The sequence below is a fragment of the Brevundimonas abyssalis TAR-001 genome, assembly GCF_000466985.1.
GTDB classification, from domain to species: Bacteria; Pseudomonadota; Alphaproteobacteria; order Caulobacterales; family Caulobacteraceae; genus Brevundimonas; species Brevundimonas abyssalis.
In genome coordinates this window covers 1-13,614 of record NZ_BATC01000029.1, presented here as the reverse complement: position 1 = coordinate 13,614, position 13,614 = coordinate 1, and the positions used below count along the sequence as shown (strand labels likewise).

The 13,614-nt window shown below is 67.3% G+C and carries 6 protein-coding genes and 4 pseudogenes; 3 read left to right on the top strand and 7 right to left on the bottom strand.

Going from position 1 to position 13,614, the window contains the following annotated elements:
* Both MBEBAB_RS08680 and MBEBAB_RS08675 read right to left on the bottom strand, forming a co-directional pair.
* Window positions 1-852 carry a lipid A-modifier LpxR family protein gene (locus MBEBAB_RS08680; RefSeq protein ID WP_021697592.1) on the bottom strand — a complete coding sequence of 284 codons (852 nt, stop codon included), beginning with the start codon at window positions 850-852 and terminating at the stop codon, window positions 1-3.
* 169 nt (window positions 853-1,021) lie between these two features.
* Window positions 1,022-2,916, bottom strand: a pseudogene (locus MBEBAB_RS08675) (ribonucleoside-diphosphate reductase subunit alpha).
* A gap of 293 nt (window positions 2,917-3,209) precedes the next feature.
* Here MBEBAB_RS08675 and MBEBAB_RS08670 point away from each other — a divergent pair.
* Both MBEBAB_RS08670 and MBEBAB_RS08665 read left to right on the top strand, forming a co-directional pair.
* Window positions 3,210-3,980: a phosphatase PAP2 family protein gene (locus MBEBAB_RS08670; RefSeq protein ID WP_231378799.1), complete on the top strand. Its 771-nt coding sequence runs from the start codon at window positions 3,210-3,212 to the stop codon at window positions 3,978-3,980.
* A gap of 78 nt (window positions 3,981-4,058) precedes the next feature.
* Window positions 4,059-6,935 (top strand): M16 family metallopeptidase, encoded by a 2,877-nt coding sequence (locus MBEBAB_RS08665; RefSeq protein WP_081703471.1) that lies wholly within the window; start codon window positions 4,059-4,061, stop codon window positions 6,933-6,935.
* A gap of 137 nt (window positions 6,936-7,072) precedes the next feature.
* Here the strand turns inward: MBEBAB_RS08665 and MBEBAB_RS08660 are convergent, their stop codons facing one another.
* The 3 genes and pseudogenes from MBEBAB_RS08660 to nhaA form a co-directional block, all read right to left on the bottom strand.
* Window positions 7,073-9,031, bottom strand: a complete 1,959-nt coding sequence (locus MBEBAB_RS08660) for a TonB-dependent receptor (RefSeq protein ID WP_306302015.1) — start codon at window positions 9,029-9,031, stop codon at window positions 7,073-7,075.
* Between the two features lie 80 nt (window positions 9,032-9,111).
* Complete coding sequence (locus MBEBAB_RS18365; protein ID WP_306302014.1) at window positions 9,112-9,627, bottom strand: TonB-dependent receptor plug domain-containing protein; 516 nt, start codon at window positions 9,625-9,627, stop codon at window positions 9,112-9,114.
* Window positions 9,628-9,823: 196 nt separating this feature from the next.
* Window positions 9,824-11,076 (bottom strand): annotated as a pseudogene (gene nhaA, locus MBEBAB_RS08655) (Na+/H+ antiporter NhaA).
* A 70-nt stretch (window positions 11,077-11,146) separates the two neighbouring features.
* Here nhaA and MBEBAB_RS08645 point away from each other — a divergent pair.
* Window positions 11,147-12,561, top strand: a pseudogene (locus MBEBAB_RS08645) (protein adenylyltransferase SelO family protein).
* A 24-nt stretch (window positions 12,562-12,585) separates the two neighbouring features.
* Here the strand turns inward: MBEBAB_RS08645 and bamJ are convergent.
* Window positions 12,586-13,095, bottom strand: a complete 510-nt coding sequence (gene bamJ / locus MBEBAB_RS08640; protein ID WP_021697585.1) for a BamJ family beta-barrel-assembly machinery protein — start codon at window positions 13,093-13,095, stop codon at window positions 12,586-12,588.
* Window positions 13,076-13,614 (bottom strand): annotated as a pseudogene (locus tag MBEBAB_RS08635) (pyridoxal-phosphate dependent enzyme); the annotation flags it as partial. The pseudogene MBEBAB_RS08635 and the gene bamJ, both read right to left, overlap by 20 nt.

Sequence of the window (13,614 nt, the reverse complement as noted above, 5' to 3'; positions counted from 1 at the left end):
CTACCAGTCGGGGCGGATGGACAGCTGGAAGGCCAGAACGCCTTCGCTGCGCTCGCGGTCGAAGTCCCGACCGGCCAGTTCGCGCACCTTGTGCTTGCGATAGACGTAGCCGAACGAGGTCTGCATGTCGCCGCGCCGCCAGGCCACGCCCACCTGGGCATCGCCGATGAAAGCCCCGGAATCGTGGCTCATGCCGGAACGGACGAAATCCCCGTCCCGGGTGCGGGCGAAATTGTAGCCCACCGCCCGGCGCGATCCGGCCGCGAAAAGGTACCAGCGGGCCTGATCCTCGTCGAAGGCGGCGTCGCCTTCGGGCACCAGTCGATCCAGACCCGAACCGACGCGGATGGTGGCCCCCGCCTCGGCCGTGCCGCCTTCGCTGCCGACCCCGAACCCGGCGTGGGGGATCACCTCGACCTGAAGACCGGTCTCGGCGTCATAGCTGCGCGTCGGCCAGCCGCGCGTGTAGCTGAGGCGATAGGCCTCGTCCTCCAGGACCGCGCCGTCGCGCGGATTGAAGGCCAGGGCGGCGCCGTCGGCGCGCAGCCAGTCGCCCGAGCGGCTGAGCCGCAGGCGCTCCACGGCGCCGGCCGGCGTATCCCGCCAGGCTTCGGTGACGACCTCGCCACGGCCCGGCGTGAAGTTCCGCTCCGGCAGACGGAAGTCGCCGCCCAGGCCGCTGTCCGAGGTTGTGAATTCGGCGGTTTCGGTGAAATCAGTCTGGAAGGAGTCGACGCTCCAGGCGTCGGGGACACTGTGGGCCTGCCCAGCCCATGTCTGGCAAACCGCAGGCGTAGCGGCGGTCATCACCGCCGCGCCAAGTCCACAGAGAATGCCGCCTCCAGGTTTCATCAACGGCCTCCCTACCGCCAACGATGATGCAGACTGACGGCGATGGCCGTCCCTGTCATCCCAATTCGCCCGTTACGTTCCTCAGGGAGCAACGTCCTGAAAGCGCTGGCGTTCCGATCCCGACCCTCGGGGAGGATAGGCCGGGATCAAGACAGGGTGATTACGTCCCCTACTGGCAGGCCAGGCACTCATCGTAGTCGGTGCGCGCGGCGGCGAACAGGTCGGGCTGGTTGGGATCGACCTCCACCTCGGCCTTGTCCGCAGAGCCCGCGAAGGCCGCGCGCTGAACCGACTTGGAGCGCAGGTAGTACAGGGACTTCATGCCCTGTTCCCAGGCGCGCCAGTGCAGCATGTGCAGATCCCACTTATCCACGTCGCCGGGGATGAACAGGTTGACCGACTGGGCCTGGCAGATCTCCGGGGTGCGATCGGCGGCCAGTTCCACCACCCAGCGCTGGTCCAGCTCGAAGGCGGTCTTGAAGATGGCCTTCTCGTCCTCGGTCAGTTCGTCCAGATGCTGGACCGAGCCTTCCTGCTCGAGGATGGAGTTCCACACCACGTCGGTGTTCAGCCCCTTGGCCTCAAGAACCTCTTCCAGATAGGGGTTCTTGACCGCGAAGGAGCCCGACAGGGTCTTGTGGGTGTAGATGTTGGCCGGTATCGGCTCGATGCCCGCCGAGGTGCCGCCGCAGATGATCGAGATGGAGGCGGTGGGGGCGATGGCCAGCTTGTGGCTGAACCGCTCCATGACGCCGCGCTCGGCCGCGTCCTCGCAGGGGCCCTTTTCCTCGGCCAGCAGGCGGCTGGCCTTGTCGGCCTCGCGGCGCAGGTGCTTGAACAGGCGCATGTTCCACGACTTGGCCATGGCGGATTCAAAGGCCACGCCCTGGGCCTGCAGGAACGAGTGGAAGCCCATCAGGCCCAGACCCACCGAGCGCTCGCGCCTGGCCGAATAGACCGCCGCCTTCATTTCCGGCGGGGCGCGGCGGATAAAGTCCTCCAGCACATTGTCCAGGAACCGCATCAGGTCCTCGATGAACTGGGGCTCCTCGCGCCATTCCAGGAAGGTCTCGGCGTTGACCGAGGACAGGCAGCACACGGCGGTGCGGTCGATGCCCAGATGGTCGGCGCCCGTGTGCAGCATGATCTCGCTGCACAGGTTGGACTGCTTCACCTTCAGGCCCAGCTCCTGCTGGTGCCGGGGCATGGCCTTGTTCACGGCGTCGGAGAAGATCAGGTAGGGCTCGCCTGTCTGCAGGCGGATCTCGAGGATCTTCTGCCACAGGTTGCGGGCGTCCACCGTCTTCATCACCTCGCCGTTCTTGGGCGAGAGCAGGTCGAAAGTCTTGCCGTCGCGCACCGCCTCCATGAAGGCGTCGGTGATGTTGATGCCGTGGTGCAGGTTCAGGGACTTGCGGTTGAAGTCGCCTGAGGGTTTGCGGATCTCGAGGAACTCCTCGATCTCCGGATGGTGCACGTCCAGATAGACCGCCGCCGAGCCGCGGCGCAGGCTGCCCTGGCTGATGGCCAGCGTCAGGGAATCCATCACGCGGATGAAGGGGATGATGCCCGAGGTCTGGCCCTGGCCCTTGACCTTCTCGCCGATGGAGCGGACGCCGCCCCAGTAGGTGCCGATGCCGCCGCCGTTGGACGCCAGTGCACGTTCTCGTTCCAGACCGACTGGATGCCGTCCAGGCTGTCGCCCACGGCGTTCAGGAAGCAGCTGATGGGCAGGCCGCGGTCGGCGCCGCCGTTGGACAGCACCGGCGTGGCCGGCATGAACCACAGCTTCGACATGTAATCGTAGACGCGCTGGGCGTGCCCGGCGTCGTCGGCATAGGCGGTGGCGACGCGGGCGAACATGTCCTGATAGGACTCGCCCGGCAGCAGGTAGCGGTCTTCCAGCGTCTTCTTGCCGAAGTCGGTCAGCAGCGCGTCGCGCGAGCGGTCGAGCTGGATGCCCTGAACCACGCTCAGCGCCGGCCGGTCAGCGCCCAGGCTGATCACATCGGCCACCTTCGCCTTGGGTTCGAAATCCGCCTTCAACGCTTCACCACCAGCCATATTCGTCTAAGCCCTGAACTAATCGGTTATGGAACCTTGCTCCGCCTCCAGACACTAAATCTGGTGTTCGAAGCACCCCGCTCGCCTAGATGTATGGGCGCACATCCCTAACGCCCCGTAAAGCACTTGACCGGGGCTTTGTCTGTCGAATCGGTGGAGCGGTCCTCGCAGCCTGTGGAAATTCCCCGGAAACGCGATGTGACAGTTCGAAAAAAGTGATCGCAGAAACATTTCACGAAGCCGTGAGTCCGACGTCGGCGGAACGCGGCTGTCAGCTTGACCGTTCGAGGGTGATGGTACGCACGCTGTTCTCCCTCGACAGACCCGAAATGGGCCGTCTGGCCCGTCGCCTTTTAACCTTGGCGCGCAGCGAACTCGCGCTGCTGACCGCCCTGTTCGTCGGGGCGGTCGGGGTGCTGACCTTCATCGAGATCGCCGACGACATGACCGAGACGGACGGGCGCGCCTTTGACGGCATGGTTCTGAACGCCCTACGCCCCCATGACGACCCCGGCCACGCCTGGGGGCCATGGTGGCTGGAGGAGGCCATGGCCGACGTCACCTCCCTGGGCGGCATATCGGTGCTGGGCCTGTTCGCCCTGGCGGTGGTGGGCTTCCTGGTGATCCAGCGAAAGCGCCTGTCGGCCCTGATGCTGGTCGTGGGCCTGGCCGGGGGCGTGGCCTTGAGCGAAGGGTTCAAGGGGATATTCGAGCGCGAACGGCCCCCGGCGGAGTACCAGGCGGTGGACACCCTCAACGCCAGCTTCCCGTCCGGTCACGCCCTGTTGTCGACGGTGTTCTACCTGACCGTGGGGGTGATGCTGGCGCGCGTGCTGCCCAGCCGGAGTCTGAAGGCGTGGGTCATGACCATGGCCGTGATCGTGGCCATGCTGGTGGGGCTCAGCCGCGTCTATCTGGGCGCCCACTGGGCCACGGACGTCTTCGCCGGCTGGAGTCTTGGCGCCGCCTGGGCCATGGCCTTGTGGCTGGCGGCCAACCTGATCGAACGCTTCCAGCGTCGCCACCACGCGCCGCTCCAGGATGAGGCCGCGCCGGCCGGATGATTACAGGTCGGTAAGGTGCGGTCGCCGCGGTGCGAGCCTAAGGTGAGGCTCTCCACAAAGGGGCTGAAGGAAATCCGCATGTTCAAGCGTCATCTGATCGTCACCGCCGCCGCTACGGCGCTTATGATGGGTGCGGCGCTGCCTGCCGTCGCCTTCGAGACGGCCCCCGCGTCCGCCCGAGCCGCGTCCGCCCAGGTCCAGGCCCCGGCCGGGGTCGAGGTGCCGCCGCTGGGCTTCGAGCGCCGGGTGCTGGACAACGGCATGGAGGTCTACACGGCCTTGGACCGCAACACCTCCAATGTGGCGGTGCAGGTCTGGTACCGGGTCGGCTCCAAGGACGATCCGCAGGGGCGTTCGGGCTTCGCGCACCTGTTCGAGCACCTGCTGTTCAAGGCCACCCGCAACATGCCGGAAGAGACCCTGGACCGGCTGACCGAAGACGTGGGCGGCTATAATAACGCCTTCACCGCCGATGATGTGACCGCCTATCACGAGGTGGTGCCCGCCAATCATCTGGAGCGCATCCTGTTCGCCGAGGCCGAGCGCCTCGGCTCGCTGGTGGTGGACGAGGACACGTTCATCTCCGAGCGGGACGTGGTCAAGAACGAGTACCGCCAGCGCATCCTGGCGTCGCCCTACGGCCGTCTGTTCGGCCTGTTCATGCCCCAGATGATTTATCAGGAGCATCCGTATCGCCGCCCCGGCATCGGCTCCATCGAGGACCTGGACGCAGCGACCCTGGACGACGTGCTGCGCTTCCATGAGACCTACTACCGGCCCGACAACGCCATCCTGATCGTGGCGGGCAATTTCGATCAGGCCCAGCTGGACGGCTGGATCGACCAGTATTTCGCCCCGCTTGAGCGCCCCGACCGGCCCATGCCCGCCAACGACGTGGCCGAGCCCGACATCACCGGCCCGCGTGAGGCGACTTTCTACGCCCCCAACGTGCCGTTGCCGGCGGTGGTGCTGTCGTGGCCGACGGTCGCCTACGACCATCCGGACCGGGCGGCCCTGACGGTGCTGGACGGCATCCTGTCCACCGGCGAGTCCTCGCGCATGTACCGCTCGCTGGTTTACGATCAGCAGATCGCCGCCCAGGCCTCATCGATGCCCGACTTCGCGCAACAGGCGGGCTATCTGGCGGCCTATTCCCTGATGGCCGGAGAAGCCACGCCGGAGCAGGGTATTGCCTCGATTCAGGCGGAGATCGCCCGGTTCCGCAACGAGCGGGTCACCGACGCCGAACTGACCGAAGCCAAGAATGAGCTGATCGCCGGCGCCCTGCGCGAGCGGGAAACCACCGACCAGCGCGCTTCGGCCCTGGGTTGGGCGCTGATCATGACCGGCGACCCGGCCACGGCTGACAACGAGATCGCCGCCATCCAGGCCGTCACCGCCGCCGACATCCAGCGCGTGGCGCGCCGCTATCTGACGCCGGAGCGCACCATCACCGTTCGCTATCTGAACGCGGATGACGCCAATCCGCCCAGCGAGCAGGTGCTGAACGTGACGGCGCCCGTGACCCTGGATGATCTGGCCCCGGCGGGGGAGCTGGTCACCCTGGCGCCCGAAGCCGAGCGCGTGCCCATTCCCGAACCGGGCGCACCGCTTGAGCCCGTCACCCCGCAGATCAGCGAGCGCACCCTGGCCAATGGCGTGCGCGTTCTGGTGGCGCCCACGGGCGGTCTGCCGCTGATCTCCGCCCGCCTCAGCTTTGACGCCGGGACCGCCGATGACCCGCAGGGCCGCGCGGGTCTGGCGGGCCTGACCGCCTCCATGATCAACCAGGGCACATCGCGTCTGTCGCCGCCGGAGATCGCCACCCAGATCGAACAGCTGGGCGCGTCCATTGGCGCGGGCGCGGGCGTGGACTTCACCAATGTCTACGCCAACGCTCCGGCCGACGTGTTCGGCCAGACCCTGACTCTGATGGCCGAGTTGGTGCGGGATCCGGCCTTCGCCGCCGAGGAGCTGGAACGCCAGCAGAGCCAAGCCATGGACGGCCTGCGGGTGGCCTTGAGCGAGCCGGGCTCCATCGCCTCCCAATCGGTCGGTCGGGTGATCTACGGCGCGGCCCCCTATGGGGCGCCGGGATCGGGCACCCTGACTACCGTGCCCGCGATCACACGCGATGATCTGGCTGCTTTCCACACGGCCAACTGGCGCCCCTCCACCGCGACCCTGGTGTTCTCTGGCGACATCACGCCCGAGGCCGCCTGGGCCCTGGCCGAGCAGGCCTTCGGCGACTGGGCCGAGCCGTCAGCCCCTACAGCGACCGTCGACGACTCGGCCGGCGCCGCGCTCGCCCCGCGCGTCGTGGTGATCGACCAGCCCGGCGCTGGACAGGCGGCGGTGGTGGCGGCGCGCCGCAGCGTGGCGCGGGACGACGCCGACTATTACCCCCTGCTTGTTGGCACGAACCTTCTGGGCGGCGGTTACTCGTCGCGCCTGAACCAGGAGATCCGCATCAAGCGTGGGCTGTCCTACGGCGCCGGGGCCTCGCTGGGCGCGCGCGCGGATCAGGGTGTGTTCACCGCCTCGACCCAGACCCCCAACGAGAACGCGGTTGAGGTCGCCGGGCTGATCCTTGCCGAACTGGCCCGGCTGTCGGCCGAGCCGGCGTCGGAAGCTGAACTGGGCCCGCGTCAGGCCACCATTGTGGGCGGCTTCGGCCGTTCGCTTGAGACCGTGGACGGACTGGGGAGCTGGGTCGCCAACCTGGCCCTCTATGACCTGCCCATGAGCGATCTGGCGGCCTATGCGGGCCGGGTGAACGCGGTCACGCCTGAAGAAGTCCAGGCGGCCGCGGGCCGGGTGCTGGCGGTGGACGGGATCAGCCTGGTCATCGTCGGCGACGCCTCGCTGTTCATCGACGATCTGCGCGCCGCCTATCCGGACGTGGAGGTCATTCCGCTGGACCAGCTGAACCTGGACAGCGCCACGCTGCGCTGATCCAGCAGGGGTCCTGGAAAGTCAAAGGGGACGGCCGACGCCGTCCCCTTTTTTGTGTCGGCCGACCTGCCGCCAAAAGAAAACCGGCCGGGAGATCGCTCTCCCGGCCGGCCTGGCCCCGTTAGACGGGGGTGGGATCAGTAGCGGACCCGGAGCGTCACGCCCCACGTCCTGGGCGCGCCCAGGAAGGCGTTGTAGGTCTGGGTGTCGGTGGCCGGATTGTAGGGGATGCTGTTGAAGGCGGTCCCTTGAAGCGGCGCATTGAACACCACCTGATAGTACTCCTCGTCGGTCAGGTTCTGACCCCAGACTTCCAACATCCAGCTGCGGTCCTCGGCGCCGAAGCCGATACGGCCGTTCACCAGGGTGAAGGCGTCCTGCATCTTGGCGGGCAGAAGGTCCGAACCGGTGTTGTATTCCGAGCTGTACTTGGCCGACAGGTTGAAGCGGCCCATCAGGCCGTTCCCCAGCGAGCGTTCGTAGCTCATGCCGCCCGTCACCGACCATTCCGGGGCGAAGGACATCTGGGCGCCCGGCAGCAGGCTCAGCGGTCCGAAGCGCGCGGGATTGATCAGATCGGCGGCCGTGAAGTTCCCGTAGGTGGTGTCTGAATAGGTCAGGCCGCCGTTCAGGGTCAGGCCTTCCACCGGGGTGAACCACAGCATGTCCATGTCGACGCCGGTGGAGTTCAGCTCCGGAATGGACTCAACCACGAAGGCGGTGCCCAGGAAGGTGTTGAGCTGGAAGTCTTCGAAGGTCTGGTCAAACAGGGTGGCGTTGAACAGCAGCGAGCGGTTGAACAGGGTCGACTTGAAGCCCAGCTCCCAGCTGTCCACGGTCTCGGCCGGGAAGTAGAGCGAGGCGTCCGGTATGACGCCGGTCTGCACGCGATCCAGGTTGTAGCCCGCGCCCTTGTAGCCGCGCGCATACGAGCCGTAGATCATGAAGCTGTCGTTCAGGCGGTAGGCGGCCTTGAACGTGCCGCTGAAGGCGTCCTCGCTGAAGTTCTCGGTCACCGCGCGGTTGTCGTAGAACGGGTTGGACCAGGGCAGGCAGAGCGCGCCGAGAGCCGACGTCGGGGTCGGCGAGGCGGTGCCCTGATTGGCCAGGGCGCCCAGGCAGGCCGCGCCGTTGCCGTTGATGTTGTCCTGCTGGACCTGAAGGTCCTTCTCGTCGTTGGTCCAGCGCAGACCCAGGGTCAGTTCGAGAGCGTCCGTCACCCGCCAGGTGTTGTTGGTGAAGATGGCGAAGGTTTCGGAGACCTGAGAATAGTGGTCGTCCACGCCTTGGCCGACAATCTGGGTCGGCGCCAGCGGGTTGGGCGGCGCCAGGCCGGCGGCGCACAGCGGGTTGAAGCCGGTGGGATCGGTGAAGCACTGGATACGGCCCGGGTTGGGGCCGCCCAGGGCGGCCGGCACCGTGGCCGTGAACAGGAACGACAGGTACGGATTGTAGTCCGCGCCCAGGAAGTAGCTGTCATCGCGCGACAGGTTTTCACGGGCGTAGAAGCCGCCGATCAGCCAGTCGAAGTTGGAGGTCGACCCCGCCAGACGCAGTTCCTGGCTGAGGGTGTCGATGCCGAAACCGAAATTGCCGTCCTGGTTCCGGTAGATCAGGTCCGCGCCGGTGAAGTCGACGTCCATGCCATTGACGGATTCCCACGACCGCCACGCGGTCACGGAGGTCACGGTGGCGTTCCAGGACTCGATGTCGGCGTTGACCTCGGCCGAGAAGCCGTAATCCTCGATTTCCTGACCGGTGTCGCGGTTGGAATAGGCCGTCCGCGAATAGGGCACGAAATCATAGCCGGGCGCGGGGCCGAAGCTGCCGCCCGTCACCGGAGCGGCCTGGCCCTGGCCATTGGACAGGGCATTGATGAAGCCGAAGGTCGGCCCGACGCGAATCTGCGAGGCGACGCAGCAGAATTCTTCCCGCTTCGAATAGTCTGCGATCAGGCGGATCGAGGCCAGGTCGCTGGGCAGGATCAGCAGTTGGCCGCGCGCCGTCCAGAAGTCCTGAGTCTGGTCTTCGGTCATGGTGCGCGGGCCGTCGCCGGTGTCCACGTCATAGAAGCCGTCGCGCTGGCGGGCGGCCACGTACAGCCGTCCGGCGATGTTCTCGCTGAGCGGCCCGGTGGCGGAGCCGGAGATGCCCCACGCGCCGAAGTCACCGCCCGTCAGTTCACCTTCGAAGCCGGGCTGGAACGACGGCGCCTCGGTGATGATGTTGATGACGCCGGCCGAGGTGTTCTTGCCGAACAGGGTGCCTGCGGGCCCTTCAGGACCTCGATGCGGGACATTTCGCCCAGATCGCCGAAGCCCACGCCGTTGCGGGGGCGGTAGACGCCGTCGATGACCACGCCGACCGAACTTTCCAGGCCGGGGTTGTCGCCCACGGTGCCCACGCCGCGGATACGGGCGGTGGTGATGGTCTCGGACGTGGTCGAGGTGACGGTCAGACCCGGCGTCAGGATCTGCATGTCCTTGATGTCGCGGACGCCCGCGTCCTCCAGCACCTGCTGCGAAAGGGACGTCACCACGATCGGCACGTCCTGCAGGCTCTGTTCCCGCTTCTGGGCGGTGACGATGATCTCGTCGACCGACGTCACCTCCTGGGCGGCGGCGCCGGTGGCGGCGACGGCCGTCAGGACGATGGCTGAAGCGGACGTAGTGAGAAGTTTATTGAAGCGCATGGAGCAACCCCCGGCTCTTGAGGCCCGGCGTCCGGTGTGGACGCCGCGGCGTTTCCTGGTCCCTGCGACCCCGCTTCTTCGTGGAAAACGGGGTTCGTCAGTCAACGACTAGTCCAAGGTCTGAATCGCGACAATAAGTCCGGTCGCAATTCCGCCCTGAAACCTGCCGGTGTGACGCGAAAGTGACAGAAAATCGTTACGCAAGGTCAATATTGGCAAGGGTTTCCGGACTTTTCGCTGCTTCCGACCGTGCCCGGCCCTCCTGTTCGCGCCTCCGCCGATAGGCCGAACAGCGCGCCAGAATGACCGATCCGAGCGCCGCGGACGCCAGCGAGCCCGTCAAAACCCCCAGCTTGACCTCGGACTGGACCGGTGAATCCACTGCACCTGGAAAGGCCAGGACGCCGATGAACAGACTCATGGTGAAGCCGACCCCGCAAAGCAGGGAAACGCCGTAGATTTCGGCCCAGGTGGCGTTGGACGGCCGCTTGCCGAGTCGGGTCATGACGGTGAAGACCGTGGCGATCATCACCCCGGCCTGCTTGCCGAAGAAGAGCCCCGCCGCGATCCCCAGGGCCACCGGCGACATCAGCCGGTCGATGGACAGCCCCGCGAACGAGAAGCCGGCCTTGGCGAAGGCGAACAGCGGCAGCACCCCGAAGGCGACCCACGGGTGCAGCACCTCCATGGCGCTTTTCAGCGGCTTCGCCGACCCTCCACCCGCGCATTGATCGGCACGATGCAGGCGAAGGCGACCCCCGCAAGCGAGGTGCTGAGCTGGGCCTGCACGGAGAAGTACCAGACCCACAGAAAACCCAGGGTCCAGAGGGGGACGCCCAGCCGCCCCTGTCGGGCCAGGGCGCCCAGCCCGATCAGCCCGCCCAGGGCCCAGGCCAGGGGGACCGACTGCACGCCCTCGCTGAAGAAGGCCCCGATAATCAGGATGGCGCCCAGGTCGTCGACGATGGCCAGGGTCAACAGGAAGATGCGCAGCGACGCCGGCAGGCCCCGCGCCACCAGGGCGAAGATGGCCACGGCGAAGGCGATGTCCGTGGCCACCGGAATCGCCCAGCCTGAGGTGGGGCCGCCCGTCCACTCGGCGATCTTCAGATAGACCACCGCCGGGGCGATCATGCCGCCCGCCGCCGCCAACACGGGCGCGGCCAGCTTGCGCGCGTCGGACAGCTCTCCCTTCAGGATCTCGTGCTTGATCTCCAGACCCACGATCAGGAAGAACAGGGCCATCAGCCCTTCCTTGATCCAGTCGGCGATCGTCAGGCGCACGGTGAAATCGCCGATGCTGACCGGCAGATAGGATTTCAGCGCCGCGAAATACTCCCCTGCCCAGGGCGAGTTGGCCACGATCAGGGCCGCCAGCGCCGCCAGCCCCAGCACCGAGCCCGAGGTGGTCTCGGTTTTCAGAAACTCCAGCGTGATCCGCCGCGCCATGACCCCATCCCCCAATGGTTGCTCGTGACGGAGGCTTGCGCCGCAACCCCTGTGCGCGCACCTAGCCCCCATGCCTGTTCTAGATGCCTGCCGCCCCCGACCCGCGTTCTTTCAACTGGGAGACGAGTTCGGCGACGCCGTGAAACCAGCTGCCTTTCCTCAGCACATAACGCGGTTCCGTAACAATCGCGCGGCGATGACGGTGGGGCTGGAAGGGCTGACGGACGCCGAATGGACCGACGCCTTCGGCCGGTTCACGCCCTTGCCCGGCCAGCCCGGGCCGGTGGCCATGCGCTATCACGGGCACCAATTCCGCTCCTACAACCCGGATCTGGGCGACGGACGCGGCTTTCTGGCGGCCCAGATGCTGGAGACGGGGACCGGCCGCCTGCTGGATCTGGCCACCAAGGGGTCGGGCCGGACGCCTGGTCCCGGGGCGCCGACGGGCGGCTGACCCTCAAGGGCGGGGTGCGCGAGGTGCTGGCCCCGCTGATGCTCGAGGCGCTGGGCGTCCCGACGAGCCGCCCGTTCAGCCTGATCGAGACCGGCGAAGCACTGGAGCGCCAGGACGAGCCCTCTCCCACCCGATCGGCGGTTCTGGTGCGACTGGGCCACAGCCATGTGCGCTTCGGCACGTTCCAGCGGGCGGCGTATCTGGAGCGGCGCGACCAGATCGAGACCCTGATCGAGCACGTGCGGGCGCACTATCATCCGCACGTAGCCGAGGGCGACGCGGCGGGCCTGCTGGCCGCCGTGGTGGAGGCGTCGGCCAGGCTGACCGCCCGCTGGATCGCCGCCGGCTTCGTGCACGGGGTGCTGAACACCGACAATCTGAACGTGACGGGCGAGAGCTTCGACTACGGCCCGTGGCGGTTCCTGCCCCACTACGAGCCCGGCTTCACTGCGGCCTATTTCGACCAGACGGGGCTGTACGCCTTCGCGCGCCAGCCCGAGGCGGTGTTCTGGAACCTGACCCAGCTGGGCGGCGCCCTGCGCATGGTGGGAGACGCCGAGCCCCTGACCGATGCGCTGAACGGTTTTGGCCCGGCCTACATCCGGCACCTGCGCGCGGCCTTCCTGATGCGGCTGGGCGTGAAGAGCCTCGGCGAGGCGGCGGACCAGCGGCTGGTGGACACGACCCTGGCCCTGCTGCGCGAAGGCGGCGAGGCGCTGCGGTGGGAGCCGCTGTTCTTCGACTGGTTCGCCGGCTTCGCCTCGTCCGAGCGCGCCCTGCGCGGGCCGCGCCGGGCGCTGTATCAGGGCGAGGCCTTCGACGCCTTCCGCTTCGCCCTGTTCGAGCATGAGCCGGACCGGCCCGAGCGGCTGGAGCATCCGGTGTTCCGGGCCGACGAGCCGGAGGAAATGCTGATCGACGAGGTGGAGGCCATCTGGGCGGCCATCGCCGAGCGTGATGACTGGACGCCGTTCAGCGACAAGCTGGCGCGCATCGAGGCATGGCGCGGGGCGCTGGGATTTTCAGCCTGAACTGACGATCCCTGAGTTCCGGCGTCAGCCTCGACCGGACCCGCCGCCTCCGGGCGCGGCGGCCATGTCCAGAAGCTGGATGCGGAACACCAGCACCGAATGGGGTGGGATCTGGCCGGACCGGCGCCCGCCGTATCCCAGCTCTGGCGGCACATAGAGCAGCCACTCGTCGCCGACCTTCATGCGCTGCAGCGCCTCGGTCCAGCCGGGCACCACCTGCTCGGGCGTGGTGACATAGGGGCTGCCGCGCTCGAACGAGCTGTCGAACACCGTGCCGTCGATCAGCGAGCCTTCATAGTGCACCCGAACCAGATCGTTGCCGTCCGGGCTGGGCGCCCCGTCCGGGGCGGCGGTCAGCACCTTGTACTGAAGCCCCGACTCCAGCGTCACCACGCCGTCGGCGTCGGCGTTCTCCGCCATGAAGGCGGCGGCCTCGGCCACGCGGGCGTCGTCGTCGCCGGACGCGCTGTCGTTCCCGCCGCAGGCCGCCAGAAGCAGGGCGGCGGCCGCGAGGCTAGCCCATCCGAAGCGCATAGCCGGCATCCTCAAGTCCCTTTCTGATTACATCCGCATGGTGGGCGTCGCGCGTCTCCACCATGATGTCGAACTCCGCACCCTTGGCCGGCACGTCCAGCGCCAGACGGTTGTGCACCACGTCGATGATGTTGCCGCCCGCCCCGCCGATCACGGCGCTCATCTTGGACAGCATGCCTGGCCGGTCGTCGCCGAGGATGCGGTACACCACCAGGCGTTTTTCGCGCACCATCTCGCGGTTCAGCACCACCGCCAGCATGCGGGCGTCGATGTTTCCGCCGCACAGGACAAGGCCGACCCTCTTGCCCTTGAAGCGCTCCGGGTATCGCAGCAGGGCCGCCAGACCGCCGGCGCCGGCGCCTCGGCCACGGTCTTTTCGAGCGTGACATAGAAGGCCACCGCTCTCTCGAAATCCTCTTCGTCCACCACCAGCACGTCATCCACCAGCGGGTCGGCCAGGGCGAAGGTGATGTCGCCCACCGCCTTGATGGCGATGCCTTCGGCGATCGTCTGACCCCC